The following is a 17299-nucleotide window of genomic DNA, read 5'->3' on the forward strand; positions in this document are numbered from 1 at the left end:
AAAAACGGTGGAACAACAGGACGAACGGATTCCCGCTCGCGAGGGAAGCGGAGAGGCGGCCAGTTGAGATGCGTTGTGTTGACTGCCGTCAAAACGGGGAGTTTTCGAAACACTTGCAATGACTTAACGAATCTAGCGGCCTTCGCCAGTATGATAAGCCGCTGCGGCGTTCCCACCCCGCACAGGTTATTCACAGACCAGGCGCTGGGTTTGTTTCACTGGCCAAGATGTCGTTCCGAAAATGAAGAGGAGTTGCAGCCAGCGGGTGTGAATGCAGCAGCGAAGATCAAGAGATCTCCCCTAAGCTAACCCGAGGTGCGCTACCATCGGTTCGCTTTGGCAACGGTCGTGTGGCGGCCCATTCTCCTATGCGGGATTTCTCTGATATTTTTCGGCCGGCGATAGCGCGACGTGATGACTGCTGACTTTCGATCAGGTTCCGGATGAAGACCCGGGTTAGGAGCGGTTCCTGCAGGTCTGATCCGTGCAGGAAGCTCGATTGGGCCCCGGCCTTCCGCGGCCATGCCGGGATAGATTGCGGGACCGTGAGGGCGGGTGCCAACATTGCGCCAGCGATCGATCCTGCGCGGGGCAACCTCGAAGCTTGTCCGCTTCAGCAGGACCGCATCACCTTCCATCCAATTGCCCACGCTGCTTCCGTCATCGTTGAAAGTCAGCAATCCAAGGGTGATCAGTAGGAAGGGCCGGGCTGGAGATCCTCGTCTCTCGACGACCAGACCCGAGGGCCATGTTCAGCAGCGCGATCTCAAACATATGCGAGCGGGAGCACTATCTTGGCAGGCATCGATCAACCGTCGACAATAGACGTCGCAGACCCTCAGCAGCAGAAAAGTAGCAGCTCGTTTCGCGTCGGCCGCCGCTGGCGGCAGCGCGTGGCAAGCAGCGTAGCAACGGGTCCTTCATAGGTGAGCAACTGACGAGCAATCCGGTTGGCGATGATGCGCATCAGGTCGGAATTCGATGGATGATGGCGACCATGCCGGCGTCTGCCCCATCGAAAGCCTGCCTTTCGGCCGTATCCGGCGGGCGGCAATTGCACTCGTTAATCGGTCGGTGCCGCTCGGGCCGGAGCCAGTTGTTATTGCGGCAGTTAGGTAGCCCTCGTAAAACGAATGCATTCATGAATTGCTGCAGCTGGGGCGCACTCCCATTGGACTTCCCTCTGAGATATGATGGGGTCCCCTACGATCTGCGGCGACGCCGAGATGCACGCCATGTCGACTTTATTGGCTGCTTCGATGACGGGAGAGCGCGCCTTTCAATAGAAACGCACCAAATACGGAATGGCCGAACAGCGCCTGCTGTAGGGTGCAGCGATTAGAGTGGACCGAACTGCCCGCACGGCCCCAGAACGGCGAGATTCTTGACACCCATGTTGTTCGGTTTAATCATTGCCTTCTGGTATGGTTTGACTCGGAAGGCAGAAATCGCGGCCCACGACGTCGTAATGCTTGTCCTCCATGATCCAGCAGATCGCAGTAGCCCGGAAGGTCCAGCCGGTGTAACGGAAAGCAACTGGCTGTTAACTTCGTGTTGGTTTCGCGTTTGTCGTTTTTTCAACGGGTTAGCGAGTGGCGCGGTCTTTTCGGTAAGCATACACTAAGCTGCCGATTTCGCCATGACTGCAGGATTCCGAAGCGTCGAATTAGACCATATCAATGTCAGGCTAAAGGGCCTTTGGCCTAGAAATGGTCCAGCCAACAACCATGCCAAGAGCCGCCTCCCTCTCAGATATGCAGGGCGCTCCCTAAAGCTTTCGCCGCAGCTTCCATGATCGCCTCGCTGCGGGTCGGATGAGCGTGGATGGTACCGGCGATATCCTCCAGGCGCGCGCCCATCTCGATCGCCAGTGCAAAAGCCGCCGACAGTTCGGAAACGCCAGCCCCGACCGCCTGCAAGCCGAGAACGAGATTGGTGTCGGCGCGGGCGACGACGCGCACGAAGCCCTCTTCGGACAGCATCGTCATTGCCCGCCCATTGGCGCTGAACGGAAACTGACCGGTGCGGATTTCGTAGCCCTGCGCTCGCGCCTCCGCCGGCGAGAGGCCGGCGGAGACGATCTCCGGATCGGTGAAGCAGATGGCGGGGATGCAGCGCTTGTCCCAGGCGCGTTTCTTGCCGGCGATGATCTCCGCCACCATCTCCCCTTGCGCCATGGCCCGATGGGCCAGCATCGGCTCCCCGGTCACGTCGCCGATCGCATAGATGCCGCGCATCGAGGTGCGGCAGCGATCATCGATCCTGAGATAAGGACCGGCGCGATCGAGATCGAGCTCTTCGAGACCGGATCCCGCCGTCCGCGGCCGGCGACCGACGGTGATGAGGATGCGGTCGGCCGGCAGGCTCTCTCGCCGGCCATCGGAGGTTTCGACCATCAATGCCTCACCATTGTCGGCAAGGCCCATAGCCTTCGCAGCCGTCAGCACACGGATGCCGCTTTCGGTGAGCTTGCGCATGACGGGACGCACGAGTTCGGCATCATAGAGCGGCAGCACCTGCGGCGTCGCCTCGACCACCGACACTTCAGATCCCATTTTGGCGAAAGCCATTCCGAGTTCCAGGCCGATATAGCCGCCGCCGACCACGACCAGCTTCTTCGGCAGCTCCGTCAGCGACAGCGCCTCGGTCGAGGAAATGACGCGGCCGCCGAATGGCAGGTTGGAAAGCTCCACCGGGTCGGAGCCGGTGGCGATCACCACGGTTTCGGCGCGGATGATCTGCTGGCCGGTTTCCGTCTCGACCTCCACCGTCTTGCCGTCACGAAAGTGGGCGCGACCATGAACGATCTTGACCCGGGCTTTCTGCAACAGCCCCGAGACGCCGCCTGTCAACCGGCCGACGATGCCGTCCTTCCAGGCGATCGTTCTGGCGAGATCGATCGAGGCGCCTTCGACACGGATGCCCATCGGGTTCTTGCCAACGAGCATCTTTTGCGTGGCGTCGAACTCCTCGGCCGCATGGATCAGCGCCTTGGAAGGAATGCAGCCGACCGTCAGGCAGGTGCCGCCCGGCTTGCCGGCCTCGACGATGACGGTATCAATGCCGAGCTGCCCGGCACGGATGGCGCAGATATAACCCCCCGGGCCGGCGCCGATGACGAGGAGCTTGCAGACAATCTCTTTCATGGATCAGCTTTCGATGAAAATGAGCGCCGGCGTTTCGAGGAGCGTGCGGATGCGCTGCACGAAGGTCGCCGCATCCCAGCCGTCGATGATGCGATGATCGAAGCTGGAGGAGAGGTTCATCATCTTGCGCGGCACGAACTGGGTTCCATCCCAGACCGGCCGCGTAGCAATCTTATTGACCCCGATGATTGCCACTTCGGGATGATTGATGACGGGCGTCGAGACGATGCCGCCGAGAGCGCCCAGCGAGCTGATGGTGATGGTCGAGCCGGAAAGTTCGTCGCGCGTCGCCGTCCCCGACCGCGCCGCTTCCGCCAGCCGGACCATTTCGGCGGCGCAATCCCAGATGCCGCGCGCTTCCGCATGCCGCACCACAGGCACGGTCAGACCAGCCGGCGTCTGCGTGGCGATGCCGATATGCACGGCACTGTGGCGTGTGATGATGCCGGCATCGTCGTCGAAGGTGGCATTAACGTTGGGCTGTTCGGAAATCGCCTTGACCAGCGCCCGCATCAGGAAGGGCAACACCGTCAGCTTCGGATGACCCGGCCTCCGGTCGCCGTTCATGGTGGCGCGCAGTTCCTCGAGCGCCGTCATATCGACTTCCTCCACATAGGTGATGTGGGGAATGCGCGAGGTAGACAGCACCATCTTTTCGGCGATACGGCGGCGCAGGCCGGTGAGCTTGATCTCCTCGGTCGCCGTCTTTCTGGTGAGACCATTCTTTACCGTTGCGGGCGCTGCTCCCTGAGACAGAAACTGCTCGACGTCCTCGCGCAGGATACGACCGGCCGGTCCGCTTCCCTGCACCTGTCTTAGATCGACGCCGCATTCCCTGGCGAAAAGCCGCACAGAGGGGGCTGCCAGCGGCTTTTCGACCGGCGCAGGTGCCGGTGCGGGTGCAGGTGCAGGTGCAGGTGCAGAAACCGGCGCTGCCGGGACGGCCTTGGCAATCTCGGCCTTAGGCGCTTCGGCGACCGGCGCTTGCGAGATCCGTATGGGCTGAGCCTCGCCGGTTTCGCCTGCCGTTTCGATCCGCACCAGCGGCGCCTTGACCGCGATACGGTCTCCGATCTCGCCGGCGAGCCAGATGACGGTGCCGTTGACGGGAGAGGGAATTTCGACCGTTGCCTTGTCGGTCATGACGGCGGCGATCACCATGTCTTCGCGAACCGGATCTCCGGTCTTCACGTGCCATTCGACAAGCTCGGCCTCGGCGACCCCTTCCCCGACATCGGGCATCTTGATGATGAATTCGCCCATGGCTCAGGCCTCCATGACTTCAGCAAGCGCCCGCCCGACACGGCCGGGACCGGGGAAATAATCCCACTCCTGCGCATGCGGATAGGGCGTGTCCCAGCCGGCGACGCGCACGACAGGCGCTTCGAGGTGATAGAAGCAATGTTCCTGCACCAGCGACACGACCTCGGCGCCGAAGCCAGACGTCAGGGTCGCCTCATGGACGACGACGCAGCGCCCGGTCTTGGTGACCGATTGAACGATCGTATCAAGGTCGAGTGGCAAAAGGCTTCTCAGATCGATCACCTCGGCATCGATACCGGCATCTTCGGCCGCGGCAAGCGCCACATGCACCATGGTGCCATAGGCAACCACCGTCACCGCAGAGCCGGCGCGCCGGATCTCGGCCTTGCCGATCGGGATGGTGTAGTGGCCGTCGGGCACCTCCCCCAGATCGTGTTTCGACCAGGGTGTGACCGGCCGCTCGTGATGGCCGTCGAAGGGGCCGTTATAGAGCCGCTTCGGTTCCAGGAACATGACAGGATCGGGATCCTCGATCGCCGCGATCAACAGGCCTTTGGCGTCATAAGGATTGGAGGGAACGATCACCTTCAGGCCGCAGACATGGGTGAACAGCGCTTCCGGGCTCTGGCTATGAGTCTGACCGCCGAAAATGCCGCCGCCGGTCGGCATACGCACGACGATCGGGCAGGTGAAATCGCCGTTGGAACGATAGCGGATGCGCGCTGCCTCCTGCGTCAGCTGGTCATAGGCCGGATACATGTAGTCGGCGAACTGGATCTCGACGCAGGGCTTCAGCCCGTAGGCCGCCATGCCGATCGCCGTGCCGACGATGCCGGATTCGCTGATCGGCGTATCGAAGCAGCGCGTCCTGCCGTATTTTGCCTGCAGGCCCTGGGTGCAGCGGAAGACGCCGCCGAAATAGCCGACATCCTCGCCGAAGACCACGACATTGTCGTCCTTCGCCATCGAGACGTCCATGGCGCTGCGCACGGCCTCGATCATCGTCATCCTGGCCATGTCAGTACCCCGCCTTCTGCCGCTGGCGGCGGATATGCGCCGGCATCTCGGCATAAACGCCCTCGAAAATGTCGCGCACCGAAGGTCTGCCGCCGGCATGCAGCGTGCCGTGCGCCTCTGCCTGGCGCTGCGCCTCGATCACCTCGTCCATGATTTCGGCTTCCGCCTGGACGTGGCGCTCCTCCGACCAGACGCCCTTGACGATCAGATGTTTCTTCAGCCGCAACACGGGATCGCCGAGCGGCCAGGCCTCCGATTCCGTCTTCGGCCGATAGGCGCTCGGATCGTCGGAGGTCGAATGCGCGCCGACCCGATAGGTGACATGTTCGATCAGCGTCGGGCCGAGATTGCGCCGGGCGCGTTCGGCCGCCCAGCGGGCGACGGCATGAACGGCGAGATAATCGTTTCCATCGACCCTGAGCGCCGGAATGCCGAAGCCGAGGCCGCGGGCGGCAAAGGTGCCGGAGCCGCCGCGGGCAATGCCCTGGAAAGTGGAGATCGCCCACTGATTGTTGACGATGTTGAGGATCACAGGCGCCTTGTAGGTCGAGGCAAAGACGAGCGCCGAGTGGAAATCCGATTCCGCCGTCGAACCGTCGCCGATCCAGGCGGCGGCAATGCGGCTGTCGTTCTTGATCGCCGAGGCCATCGCCCAGCCGACGGCCTGCACATATTGGGTGGCGAGATTGCCGGAGATGGTGAAGAAGCCGTGTTCCTTGGAGGAATACATGATCGGCAGCTGCCGGCCGTGCAAGGGGTCACTCTCGTTCGAGTAGATCTGGTTCATCATCTCGACCATCGGATAGTCATCGGCGATCAACAGGCCCGCCTGGCGATAGGTCGGGAAATTCATGTCGCCCTTGTTGAGCGCCTTGCGGAAGGCGCAGCTGACGGCCTCTTCGCCGAGATGCTGCATATAGAAGGAGGTCTTGCCTTGGCGCTGCGCCATCAGCATGCGGGCGTCGAAGGCGCGCAGCTTCATCATGTTGCGCAGCCCGGTCAGCAGCTCCTCATCGGTGAGCGACCCGGCCCAGGGACCGACCGCCTCGCCGTCACGGTTCAAGACGCGGATGATCGAATAGGCGAGATCGCGGATATCCTCGGATGCGACATCGACCTCCGGCCGCGGCACGGAACCGGCCTTGGCGATCTTGACATTGGAAAAGTCGGGCTGGCCGCCCGGGCGGACGGCGGGTTCGGGGACATGCAGGCTCAAATGAGCGGAATCCACCATGTCTCTTCTTTCCTCCCTTTGCAGGCCGTGCGTCCCTCCCCGGAAACAGGGCCGGTATGGTTCTATAGATTGCGGGCGATTACCATGCGCTGCACGTCGCTCGTTCCCTCATAGATCTGGCAGATGCGCACATCGCGGTAGATGCGCTCGACCGGGTAATCGGCCATATAGCCGTAGCCGCCATGGATCTGGATCGCATCGGAGCAAACGCGCTCGGCCATCTCGGAGGCAAAGAGCTTCGCCATCGAGGCTTCCGACAGGCAGGGTAGCCCGGCTTCCCTGAGGGAAGCGGCATGGAAGACCAGCTGGCGCGCCGCCTCGATCCGCACCGCCATATCGGCCAGGCGGAAGGCGACGGCCTGATGCTCAAAAATCGGCTTGCCGAAGGCGGTACGTTCCTTGGCGTAGTCGCGCGCCGCCTCGAAGGCCGCCCGTGCCATGCCGACGGCCTGCGCGGCGATGCCGATCCGTCCGCCCTCGAGATTGGCGAGCGCGATGCGGTAACCCTCGCCTTCCGCCCCGAGCCTCAATTCTGCAGGAATGCGCATCGCGTTGAACGCGATCTGGCAGGTGTCGGTAGAATGCAGTCCGAGCTTTTCCTCGACGCGGATCACCTCGTAGCCCAGCGTCTCCGTCGGCACGATAAAGGCGGTGATGCCCTTCTTGCCGGCATCCGGATCGGTGACGGCAAAGACGATGATGACGTTGCCGTTCTTCCCCGAGGTGATGAATTGCTTGGCGCCATCGATCACGTAGTCGTCGCCGTCACGCCGCGCCCGGGTCTTCAGGTTCGAGGCGTCGGACCCCGCCTGCGGCTCGGTCAACGCGAACCCGCCGATCCATTCGCCGCTTGCCAGTTTCGGCAGGAAGCGCTGGCGCTGCTCCTCGGTGCCGAATTTCAGGATCGGCACGCAGCCGACCGAGGAGTGCACGCTCATGATCGTCGAACAGGGTCCGTCGCCGGCGGCGATCTCCTCGAGCGCCGCGGCATAGGCGAGAACGCCCGTATCCGAGCCGCCATAGGCCTCCGGCACCAGCATGCCGAGCAGGCCGAGTTCTCCCATCTCCTTGAGTTCTTCCCTGGGGAAGAGATGCTCGCGATCGCGTTTGGCCGCTCCCGGCGCCAGCCGGTCGCGGGCAAAGTCGCGGGCGACATCTGATATCTGCTGCTGGAGGTCGGAAAGGATCATCTGTTCCTCCTCCCGTTAGTGCCGCTCGATGGCGACGGCCGTCGCCTCACCGCCGCCGATGCAGAGCGCCGCCATGCCGCGCTTCAGATCGTAGCGCTGCAACGCCGCAAGCAGCGTCACCATAATCCGGGCGCCGGACGCGCCGATCGGATGGCCGAGCGCACAGGCGCCACCATGCACGTTCACCTTTTCATGCGGCAGGTCGAGATCGCGCATCGCCGCCATGGCAACGACGGCAAAAGCCTCGTTGATCTCGAAAAGATCGATGTCCGAAAGCGCCAGCCCGGTCCGGTCGGAGAGTTTCTGCAGGGCGCCGATCGGCGCGGTGGCGAAAAGATTGGGCGCCTGCGAATGGGTGGCGTGGCCGAGGATTGTGGCGAGCGGCGTCAGGCCGCGATGCTCCGCCTGCGAGCGGCGCATCAGCACAAGTGCTGCCGCGCCGTCGGAGATCGAGCTGGAATTGGCCGCGGTCACCGTGCCGCCGTCGCGGAAGGCGGGCTTCAGCGTCGGGATCTTGTCGAGCTTGGCCTTGCCCGGCTGTTCGTCGCGGCTTGCCACCTGCTCGGCTTTGCCTGATTTGACGGTGACCGGCACGATCTCGCTTTCGAAACGGCCGTCCGCGATCGCCTTCTGCGCCCGCGTCAGGGAGGCGATGGCGTAGTTGTCCTGCGCCTCGCGCGTGAACTGATAGGCCTCGGCGCAATCCTCCGCGAAGCTGCCCATCAAGCGCCCCTTGTCATAAGCATCCTCCAGCCCGTCGAGGAACATATGATCCACGACACGCCCATGGCCCAGCCTGTAGCCGCCACGAGCCCTGTCGAGGAGATAGGGCGCGTTGGTCATGCTTTCCATGCCGCCGGCAACCGCCACCGAGGCACTGCCGGCGGCGATCAGGTCATGCGCCATCATCACCGCCTTCATGCCGGAGCCGCACATCTTGTTGACGGTGCTGGCGCCGGTCGAATACGGCAGGCCGGCATGGATGGCCGCCTGGCGTGCCGGCGCCTGCCCCTGGCCGGCCGGCAACACGCAGCCGAAGACGACCTCCTCGATCGCCTCGGCATCGACGCCGCTGCGCTCGAGTGCGGCGCGGATCGCCGTTGCGCCAAGCTCGGGTGCCGCCGCCTCCTTCAGCTCTCCCTGAAAGCTGCCGATCGGGGTGCGTGCCGCACCGACGATGACGATAGGATCCTGCAATGCCATTTTTCCTCCTCGGGCGACGCTCACCGCGCACCCATCCGCAATGCGCCGTCGAGGCGGATGACCTCGCCGTTCAGCATGTTGTTTTCAAAGACATGGCGCACCAGTCCGGCAAATTCCGTCGGCCGGCCGAGTCGCGGCGGAAAGGGTACGCTCTTTCCGAGCGCTTCCTGAACCTCCGCCGGCATATCAGCCATCATCGGCGTCTCGAAGATGCCGGGCGCGATCGACACGACACGGATGCCGTGCCGTGCAAATTCGCGGGCGATCGGCAAGGTCATCGCCGCCACCCCGCCCTTGGAGGCGGCATAGGCTGCCTGACCAATCTGTCCGTCGAAAGCAGCGACCGAAGCCGTGTTGACGATGGCGCCGCGTTCGCCTTCCGCATCCGGTTCCGAATTCTGAATCGCGGCGGCGGCAAGCCGGATCATGTTGAATGTGCCGATGAGATTGATGCCGATGGTGCGGGCGAAACTCTCCAGCCGGTGCGGTCCGTCGCGGCCGATCACCTTTTCGGCCGGTGCGACACCGGCGCAATTCACCAGTCCGCGCAAACCGCCGAAAGCTTCGACCGCCGCGGCCACCACCGCCGCTCCGCCCTCGCCATCGCTGACATCGGCCTTGACGAAGCGAACTTCGCTGCCGAACTCCCGGGCAATCGCTTCACCTGCTTCCGCATTGAGATCAGCAATCGTTACGCGCCCGCCGGCTTCGACGAGCATGCGCGCTGTTGCGGCGCCGAGACCGGAGCTGCCGCCGGTGACGATGAAACTTGCTCCCGCGATCAGCATGGATCCAGTCCTCCCTGCCGGCTCACCCTCCTCCAGGCGCAACCGGCAGCGGCGATTCTATTCGCTCCACCTATTGCAAGCGATGACAAAACTGCTCCATAATTTCGGACAATTTTGCCATAGCAAGGATTGGCATGGTCGAGATCGAGCGACGTATGATCGCGCCGGGTTTCGTCGAGGAAGCGCTCGACAGCCTGCGGCGGCTCGGCAAGCCGACGGCACCGATCCTCGCTCGCGTCGGCCTGCCTGCTGTCATCGACCAGCCGGTTTCGGCGGAGACTTACGGCGCGCTGTGGCTGGCAATCGCTGCCGAGCTTGATGACGAATTCTTCGGCATGGGCGCCCGCCCGATGCGCAGCGGCAGCTTCACACTGCTCTGCCATTGTGTGCTGCATGCGCCGACGCTCGGTCAGGCGCTGCGCCGGGCCTTGCGCTTCCTCGATGTCGTCCTCGACGACCCCAGGGGGCAGCTCGTCATCCGCGATGGTCTCGCCGAAGTCGAGCTCAGGGATGCCGGCGGCCCACGTTCGGCCTTCGCCTATCGAACCTACTGGATCATCCTGCACGGCATCATCTGCTGGCTGGTCGGCCGGCGCATTCCGATCCGCCTCGTCGATTTCCGCTGCGCCGAACCCAAGCAAGGCGCCGACTACCGGCTGTTCTTCGGCGCGCCCGTACGCTTCTCCCAACCAATCAGCCGCCTCGGCTTCGACAGCGCCATGCTCGACCTGCCGATCTCCCGCAGCGAGCAGGCTCTCAAACAGTTCCTGCGCGGCGCACCCGCCAATATTCTGGTGCGCTACCGTTACGACGCCGGCATCGCCGCCGCCGTCCGCCGGCGCTTGAACCAGGCGACGCCCAATGCCTGGACGAGTTTTGCAGCACTTGCCGCCGATATGCGCATGCCGCCCTCGACGCTCCGCCACCGCCTGCACGACGAGGGACAAAGCTATGCCGCCATCAAGGACGACATCCGCCGCGACCTGGCTGTCGAGCTTCTGCTGAACTCAAGGAAGACAATCGGCGAGATCGCCGTACAGCTCGGCTATTCCGAACCCAGCGCCTTCTTCCGAGCCTTCCGCAAATGGATAGGCAAGAGCCCGGAGACATTCCGGCGAGAGGAAGCGGGGGAACACGGTCCCGAGCTGTAAAACGAGATTCGCGGTTGGAATTCACCCTGCTTTTTGGCGCTGGTCGCCCAACACACTCACTCATGCCTGTGCTCGTCACAGGCATAAGGGGGTGTAGTAAGAGCGGCCTCACTGGCGACGCGTTTTGCCGAGAATGCCAACCACACTTTCCGTCATCCCAGGCCTTGAGCCTGGGATCCATGCGACTGCTGCTTTTGGACGCGGTGTGGATGCTCGGCTCAAGCCGAGCATGACGGAGAGTGAGGGTGGGCAGGAGACCCCGTTCACAGCGCAGACGCGCGTGACAGCGGCGCCATCTGCATAACGTCGAATGGTAGGACCCTCACCCGCATCAAAATCAAGAGCACTTTGAACCTTTCGCAACCCGCGCTACATATTTTAGCGGGAGGAGTGCCATGTTTGATTTTTCGCTCGGCGAAACCGCGGATGCGATCCGCGATACGACGGCGCGGTTTGCCGCCGATCATATTGCTCCACTGGCAGCGGAGATCGACGAAAGCAATACGTTTCCGCGCCAGCTCTGGCCTCAGATGGGCGCGCTCGGCCTGCATGGGATCACCGTCGAGGAGGAATTCGGCGGCGCCGGTCTCGGTTATCTCGAGCATGTCGTCGCGATGGAGGAGGTTTCGCGCGCCTCGGCTTCGGTGGGCTTGAGCTACGGCGCCCATTCCAATCTCTGCGTCAACCAGATCCGCCGCTGGGCCTCACCGGAACAGAAGCGTCGCCATCTGCCGAAGCTGATCTCCGGCGAGCATGTCGGCTCGCTCGCCATGTCGGAGGCGGGCGCCGGTTCCGATGTCGTCTCGATGCGGTTGCGGGCCGAGAAAAAGGGCGACCGCTACATCCTCAACGGCACCAAGTTCTGGATCACCAATGCGCCGCATGCCGACGTGCTCGTCGTCTATGCCAAGACCGATCCCGCCGCCGGTCCGAAAGGCATTTCTGCGCTCATCATCGAGAAGGACATGCCCGGCTTCAGCGTCTCCAAGAAGCTCTCCAAGCTCGGCATGCGCGGCAGCGATACCGCCGAGCTGGTCTTTGAGGATTGCGAGGTGCCGGCCGAGGCACTGATGGGCAGGGAAGGCGAAGGCGTGAAGATCCTGATGTCCGGCCTTGATTACGAGCGCACCGTGCTTGCCGGCGGCCCGCTCGGCATCATGCAGGCCTGCCTTGATGTCGTGCTGCCCTATGTGCGCGATCGCAAGCAGTTCGGCAAACCGATCGGCGATTTCCAGCTGATGCAGGCCAAGATTGCCGACATGTATGTCGCGCTGAATTCGGCGCGCGCCTATGTCTATTCCGTCGCCCGCGCCTGCGACGCCGGCCGCACGACCCGCACCGACGCGGCCGCCGCAATCCTCTTTGCCAGCGAGAACGCCGTGAAGGTGTCGCTGGAGGCGATCCAGGCGCTCGGCGGCGCCGGTTACACCACGGAATGGCCCGTCGAGCGTTTCCTGCGCGACGCCAAGCTCTATGATATCGGCGCCGGCACCAACGAAATCCGCCGCTACCTGATCGGCCGGGAGCTCATCGCATCATGACGGTGATTTCGACTGCGATCGATCGCGACAGCGAGGACTTCAAAGCCAATGCCGTCAAGAACAAGGCGCTGATCGACGAGCTCATCGAGCGTTCGGCAAAGGCGCGCGAGGGCGGGTCGCAATCGGCACGTGAGCGTCACACGGCCAAGGGCAAGCTCCTGCCGCGCGACCGTATCCAGCTGCTCATCGATGCCGGCAGTCCCTTCCTGGAGATCGGCACGCTGGCGGCCAACGGCATGTATGGCGGCGAGGCGCCGGGTGCCGGCATCATCGCGGGCATCGGCCGCGTTTGCGGCCGCGAGGTGATGATCGTGGCGAATGACGCGACGGTAAAGGGCGGCGCCTATTTCCCGATGACCGTCAAGAAACATCTCAGGGCGCAGGAAATCGCCATGCAGAACCGGCTGCCCTGCCTCTATCTGGTCGACAGCGGCGGCGCCAATCTGCCGCATCAGGCCGAGGTCTTCCCCGACCGCGATCATTTCGGCGCGATCTTCTACAACCAGGCGCAGATGTCGGCCGAAGGCATTGCCCAGATCGCCTGCGTCATGGGAAGCTGCACCGCAGGCGGCGCCTATGTTCCCGCCATGTCCGACGAAACGGTGATCGTGCGCAATCAGGGCACGATCTTCCTCGCCGGCCCGCCGCTCGTCAAAGCCGCGACCGGCGAAATCATTTCGGCCGAAGAGCTCGGCGGCGCCGAGACCCATGGCCGCCGCTCCGGCGTTGTCGACCATGTCGCCGAAAACGACGAACATGCGCTGCTTCTGGTGCGCGATATTGTCGCCAGCCTCAACAGCGTCAAATCGGTCGATATAGACATTCAGCCTCCACGGCCGCCGAAGCTTGATCCTGGCGATCTCTGCGGACTCATTCCGGATGACGTGCGCTCGCCTTATGACGTGCGTGAAGTGATCGGCCGGATTGTCGACGGCTCGCAACTGCATGAGTTCAAGCCGCTCTACGGCGCGACGCTCGTATGCGGCTTCGCCCGCATCTGGGGCATGCCTGTCGCCGTTATCGCCAATAACGGCGTGCTCTTTTCCGAAAGCGCGCTGAAGGGCACACATTTCATCGAGCTTGCCTGCCTGCGCCGCGTGCCGCTGCTCTTCCTGCAGAACATCTCCGGCTTCATGGTCGGCGGCCGCTACGAGGCCGGCGGCATCGCCAAGGATGGGGCGAAGCTGGTGACCGCAGTTGCGACCGCGACCGTGCCGAAAGTCACCGTCATCATCGGCGGCAGCTTCGGCGCCGGCAATTACGGCATGTGCGGGCGCGCCTATCGCCCGCGCTTCCTGTTTACCTGGCCGAACAGCCGCATCAGCGTGATGGGCGGCGAACAGGCGGCCTCGGTGCTTGCCACTATCCGCCGCGACGCGATGGAGGCACGCGGCGAGGATTGGCCGGCCGATGAGGAGGAGGCCTTCAAGGCGCCGATCCGCGCCGGCTACGAGGCGGAGGGCAATCCCTATTATGCCACCGCCCGCCTCTGGGACGACGGCATCATAGACCCGCGCCAGACGCGCGATGTGCTGGGCCTTGCCTTTTCCGTCTGCCTGAATGCGCCGATCCCGGAAGGGCCGCGCTTCGGCCTGTTCCGGATGTGAGGCGGGTCATGATGGAAAGTCTTCTCATTGCCAACAGGGGCGAAATCGCCCGCCGCATCATCTGCACGGCGAAGATACTCGGCATCCGCACCATCGCCGTCTATTCCGAGGCCGATGCCGGCCTGCCCTTCGTCAGGGAAGCCGACGAGGCGATTGCCCTCGGCCCGCCGCCGGCCCGCGAAAGCTATCTCTCCGAGGCACGCATCCTGGAGGCCGCCCAAAAAAGCGGCGCTGCCGCGATCCATCCCGGGTACGGGTTCCTGTCGGAAAACGCCGATTTTGCCGAAGCGGTTGAAAAGGCCGGCATGATCTGGGTCGGCGCGCCGCCGGCCGCAATCCGCGCCATGGGGCTGAAGGACGCCGCCAAGCAATTGATGCAGGCGGCCGGCGTGCCCGTCACCCCTGGCTATCTCGGGCCGGACCAGAGCGAGGCAAGGCTGACGACCGAGGCCGATGCCATCGGTTATCCCGTGCTCATCAAGGCCGTCGCCGGCGGCGGCGGCAAGGGCATGCGTCGCATCGACCGGCCGCAGGATTTTGCCGAGGGTCTCGCCTCCTGCCAGCGCGAAGCGGCTGCCGCCTTCGGCGACGACCGCGTTCTGATCGAGCGCTATATCGCCAATCCGCGCCATATCGAAGTTCAGGTCTTCGCCGATAAGCTCGGAAATTGCGTCCATCTCTTCGAACGCGATTGCTCGCTGCAGCGCCGGCACCAGAAGGTCATCGAAGAGGCTCCCGCCCCCGGTCTTGATGCCGTCGCCCGCGCGGCGATCTGCGATGCGGCGGTCAAGGCCGCAAGAGCGGTAAACTATGTCGGCGCCGGCACGATCGAATTCATCGCCGACGCCTCCTCGGGCCTCGATCCCGACCGCATCTGGTTCATGGAGATGAACACGCGCCTGCAGGTGGAGCATCCCGTCACCGAGGCAATATCAGGCGAGGATCTGGTGCTTTGGCAGCTGAAGGTCGCCAGCGGCGAACCGCTGCCGAAAGGCCAGGGCGAGATCACCATGAACGGCTGGGCCTTCGAAGCCCGACTCTATGCCGAAAATCCCGCCGCCGGCTACCTGCCCTCGACCGGCCGGCTCGACCATCTCAAACTCCCGACGTCCGTCCGGGTCGATAGCGGCGTCGTTGAGGGTGATGAGATCACCGCCTTCTACGATCCGATGATCGCCAAGATCATCGCGCATGGGCCGAACCGCGAGACAGCACTTTCGAAGCTCGCAGCCGCCTGCGCCGAGATCGAGGTCTGGCCGGTCAAATCCAATGCCGGCCTTCTCGCCCGCATCGCCATCGAGCCGGATTTTCGCGCCGCACGGATCGATACCGGCTTCCTCGACCGCCATGGCCAAAGCCTCGTGGCCAGCGAGCCTGATGAAACCGTCATCGACAAAGCGGCCACGGCACTTTCGAAGGCTGCACATGGCGATCCCTGGTACGCGCTGACCGGCTTCCGCATCGCCGGGCCAAGCGACAGCCGCGTGCGCCTGCGCATCGACGGTCATCTCCATTGGGGACACGCGCGCGCCGGCCTCGAAGCAAAGACGATCGAGATGGACGAGACGACGGTGCTTTTCGATGCTGGCAATGCCTGGTCGATCGGCTTGCCCCATGCGGGCGAGGTCGAGGCAAATCACGGCGTGGGCGATGGCGCCATCCTGTCGCCCATGCCGGGCCTCGTCATTTCGGTGGAGGTCACTGAGGGTGATCGTGTCGCCAAGGGGGACCGCCTGCTGACGGTCGAAGCGATGAAGATGGAACATTCGCTGCGGGCGCCCTTCGACGGCATCGTCGGCAAACTGCAGGTTTCCCCCGGCGTCCGCGTCTCGGAAAACCAGCTGGTCGTCACCGTCATGAAGGGAGAGGAGTAATGGCCGGCCGCTATTTCGACGAATGGATGGTCGGCGACCGCATCGCCCATGACATCCGCCGCACCGTCACCGAGACCGACAACCTGCTTTTTACGACGCTGTCCCACAATCCGCAGCCCCTACATCTCGACGCCGAATATGCGGCCGGCACCGAGTTTGGCCGGATCGTCGTCAACGGCACCTTCACCTTTGCGCTGACCGTCGGCCTTTCGGTCGGCGACACCACGCTCGGCACGCTCGTCGCCAATCTCGGTTATGACAAGGTGACGATGCCGAAACCGGTCTTCATCGGCGATACGCTGCGGGTGGAAACGGAGGTGATGGAGCTGCGCCGCTCGAACTCCCGCCCCGATGCCGGCATCGTCACCTTCCGTCATGTCACGCTGAACCAGCGCGACGAGATCGTCTGCCAGTGCCTGCGTACCGCCATGTTGAAGGGGAAGCCATCATGAGGCTGCGCTCGCTGCTTTTCGTGCCCGGCGACCGGCCGGAGCGCTTTGCAAAAGCGCTCACATCGGGCGCCGATGCCGTCATTCTCGATCTGGAAGATTCCGTCGCGCCGGCCAACAAGCCAAAGGCCCGCGACAGCGTGCATGAATTCGTCCAACGCCATGCCGGCAAGACCAAGCTCCTGATCCGCATCAATCCCCTCGCCTCGCCGGAATGCGAGGATGACCTCGCCGCCCTGACCGGTCTTCAGCCTTTCGGGCTCATGCTGCCGAAGGCCGAAGGCGCCGCTTCGGTGCGCAAGCTTGCAAGCTCGCTCGCGGCGGCTCTTCCCATCCTGCCAATCGCGACCGAAACGCCATCGGCGATCTTCGAGATCGGCAGCTATCACGAGGTCTCGGACAAGCTCTGCGGCCTGACTTGGGGCGCCGAAGATCTGCCGGCTGCAATCGGGGCTTCGACCGCGCGCAGGACGGACGGACGCTACACGCCGCCTTACGAGCTTGCCCGCTCGCTCACGCTATTTGCAGCCCATGCCGCAGCCGTTCCGGCAATCGATACCATCTATCCCGATTTTCGCGATTTCAATGGTCTACGGGCCTATGTCGGGCGCGCCCGGCGCGACGGCTTTTCCGGCATGATGGCCATCCATCCGAGCCAGGTCGAAACAATCAACCACGCCTTCACGCCGGATGCCTCCGAGATCGCCTGGGCGCAAAAGGTCGCCGCCGCTTTTGCCGCTCAGCCCGATGCGGGTGTCATCCAGGTGGACGGACGCATGCTCGATTTGCCGCATCTGAAACTCGCGACCCGCATTCTGGAGAGCGCCGGACGATAG

At 63.7% G+C, this 17299-nt stretch carries 13 protein-coding genes; 6 read left to right on the forward strand and 7 right to left on the reverse strand.

Annotated features, from left to right (window positions below; translation table 11 throughout):
* Window positions 1–1748: 1748 nt before the first annotated feature.
* The 7 genes from lpdA to GGI60_RS20605 all read right to left on the reverse strand — a co-directional run bounded on the left by lpdA (window position 1749) and on the right by GGI60_RS20605 (window position 9841).
* Window positions 1749–3146, reverse strand: a complete 1398-nt coding sequence (gene lpdA / locus GGI60_RS20575; RefSeq protein WP_183918535.1) for a dihydrolipoyl dehydrogenase — start codon at window positions 3144–3146, stop codon at window positions 1749–1751.
* A 3-nt stretch (window positions 3147–3149) separates the two neighbouring features.
* Window positions 3150–4409 carry a dihydrolipoamide acetyltransferase family protein gene (locus GGI60_RS20580; protein ID WP_183918534.1) on the reverse strand — a complete coding sequence of 420 codons (1260 nt, stop codon included), beginning with the start codon at window positions 4407–4409 and terminating at the stop codon, window positions 3150–3152.
* A 3-nt stretch (window positions 4410–4412) separates the two neighbouring features.
* Complete coding sequence (locus GGI60_RS20585) at window positions 4413–5426, reverse strand: alpha-ketoacid dehydrogenase subunit beta (RefSeq protein WP_183918533.1); 1014 nt, start codon at window positions 5424–5426, stop codon at window positions 4413–4415.
* Between the two features lies 1 nt (window position 5427).
* On the reverse strand, window positions 5428–6660 hold the full coding sequence (locus GGI60_RS20590; protein WP_183918532.1) for a 3-methyl-2-oxobutanoate dehydrogenase (2-methylpropanoyl-transferring) subunit alpha: 1233 nt from the start codon (window positions 6658–6660) through the stop codon (window positions 5428–5430).
* A gap of 62 nt (window positions 6661–6722) precedes the next feature.
* On the reverse strand, window positions 6723–7850 hold the full coding sequence (locus tag GGI60_RS20595) for an acyl-CoA dehydrogenase family protein (protein ID WP_183918531.1): 1128 nt from the start codon (window positions 7848–7850) through the stop codon (window positions 6723–6725).
* Between the two features lie 15 nt (window positions 7851–7865).
* The gene (locus GGI60_RS20600) at window positions 7866–9053 is read right to left on the reverse strand and encodes an acetyl-CoA C-acyltransferase (protein ID WP_183918530.1); all 1188 of its coding nucleotides are present in this window, start codon (window positions 9051–9053) and stop codon (window positions 7866–7868) included.
* Window positions 9054–9073: 20 nt separating this feature from the next.
* Window positions 9074–9841, reverse strand: a complete 768-nt coding sequence (locus GGI60_RS20605; protein WP_183918529.1) for a 3-hydroxyacyl-CoA dehydrogenase — start codon at window positions 9839–9841, stop codon at window positions 9074–9076.
* 134 nt (window positions 9842–9975) lie between these two features.
* Between GGI60_RS20605 and GGI60_RS20610 the strand changes: the two genes are divergently transcribed.
* The 6 genes from GGI60_RS20610 to GGI60_RS20635 all read left to right on the forward strand — a co-directional run bounded on the left by GGI60_RS20610 (window position 9976) and on the right by GGI60_RS20635 (window position 17299).
* Window positions 9976–10992, forward strand: a complete 1017-nt coding sequence (locus GGI60_RS20610) for an AraC family transcriptional regulator (RefSeq protein ID WP_183918528.1) — start codon at window positions 9976–9978, stop codon at window positions 10990–10992.
* Window positions 10993–11387: 395 nt separating this feature from the next.
* Window positions 11388–12533, forward strand: coding sequence for an isovaleryl-CoA dehydrogenase (locus GGI60_RS20615; RefSeq protein ID WP_183918527.1), 1146 nt, complete (start codon window positions 11388–11390; stop codon window positions 12531–12533).
* Window positions 12530–14140, forward strand: coding sequence for a carboxyl transferase domain-containing protein (locus tag GGI60_RS20620; RefSeq protein WP_183918526.1), 1611 nt, complete (start codon window positions 12530–12532; stop codon window positions 14138–14140). The genes GGI60_RS20615 and GGI60_RS20620 overlap by 4 nt, the downstream gene beginning before the upstream one ends.
* Before the next feature lie 8 nt (window positions 14141–14148).
* On the forward strand, window positions 14149–16014 hold the full coding sequence (locus GGI60_RS20625; RefSeq protein ID WP_183918525.1) for an acetyl/propionyl/methylcrotonyl-CoA carboxylase subunit alpha: 1866 nt from the start codon (window positions 14149–14151) through the stop codon (window positions 16012–16014).
* Window positions 16014–16466 (forward strand): MaoC family dehydratase, encoded by a 453-nt coding sequence (locus tag GGI60_RS20630; RefSeq protein ID WP_183918524.1) that lies wholly within the window; start codon window positions 16014–16016, stop codon window positions 16464–16466. Before GGI60_RS20625 ends, GGI60_RS20630 begins: the two co-directional genes overlap by 1 nt.
* A complete protein-coding gene (locus tag GGI60_RS20635; protein WP_183918523.1) occupies window positions 16463–17299 on the forward strand; it encodes a CoA ester lyase in 837 nt (278 codons plus the stop codon). The genes GGI60_RS20630 and GGI60_RS20635 overlap by 4 nt, the downstream gene beginning before the upstream one ends.

Origin of the sequence: Rhizobium lentis, assembly GCF_014200175.1 — a bacterium.
GTDB lineage: Bacteria > Pseudomonadota > Alphaproteobacteria > Rhizobiales > Rhizobiaceae > Rhizobium > Rhizobium mulingense.

Bases quoted from the DNA above. Each gene is read 5' to 3' on its own strand.
- lpdA (WP_183918535.1), bottom strand. From the start codon at position 3,146: ATGAAAGAGATTGTCTGCAAGCTCCTCGTCATCGGCGCCGGCCCGGGG.
- GGI60_RS20580 (WP_183918534.1), bottom strand. From the start codon at position 4,409: ATGGGCGAATTCATCATCAAGATGCCCGATGTCGGGGAAGGGGTCGCC.
- GGI60_RS20585 (WP_183918533.1), bottom strand. From the start codon at position 5,426: ATGGCCAGGATGACGATGATCGAGGCCGTGCGCAGCGCCATGGACGTC.
- GGI60_RS20590 (WP_183918532.1), bottom strand. From the start codon at position 6,660: ATGGTGGATTCCGCTCATTTGAGCCTGCATGTCCCCGAACCCGCCGTC.
- GGI60_RS20595 (WP_183918531.1), bottom strand. From the start codon at position 7,850: ATGATCCTTTCCGACCTCCAGCAGCAGATATCAGATGTCGCCCGCGAC.
- GGI60_RS20600 (WP_183918530.1), bottom strand. From the start codon at position 9,053: ATGGCATTGCAGGATCCTATCGTCATCGTCGGTGCGGCACGCACCCCG.
- GGI60_RS20605 (WP_183918529.1), bottom strand. From the start codon at position 9,841: ATGCTGATCGCGGGAGCAAGTTTCATCGTCACCGGCGGCAGCTCCGGT.
- GGI60_RS20610 (WP_183918528.1), top strand. From the start codon at position 9,976: ATGGTCGAGATCGAGCGACGTATGATCGCGCCGGGTTTCGTCGAGGAA.
- GGI60_RS20615 (WP_183918527.1), top strand. From the start codon at position 11,388: ATGTTTGATTTTTCGCTCGGCGAAACCGCGGATGCGATCCGCGATACG.
- GGI60_RS20620 (WP_183918526.1), top strand. From the start codon at position 12,530: ATGACGGTGATTTCGACTGCGATCGATCGCGACAGCGAGGACTTCAAA.
- GGI60_RS20625 (WP_183918525.1), top strand. From the start codon at position 14,149: ATGATGGAAAGTCTTCTCATTGCCAACAGGGGCGAAATCGCCCGCCGC.
- GGI60_RS20630 (WP_183918524.1), top strand. From the start codon at position 16,014: ATGGCCGGCCGCTATTTCGACGAATGGATGGTCGGCGACCGCATCGCC.
- GGI60_RS20635 (WP_183918523.1), top strand. From the start codon at position 16,463: ATGAGGCTGCGCTCGCTGCTTTTCGTGCCCGGCGACCGGCCGGAGCGC.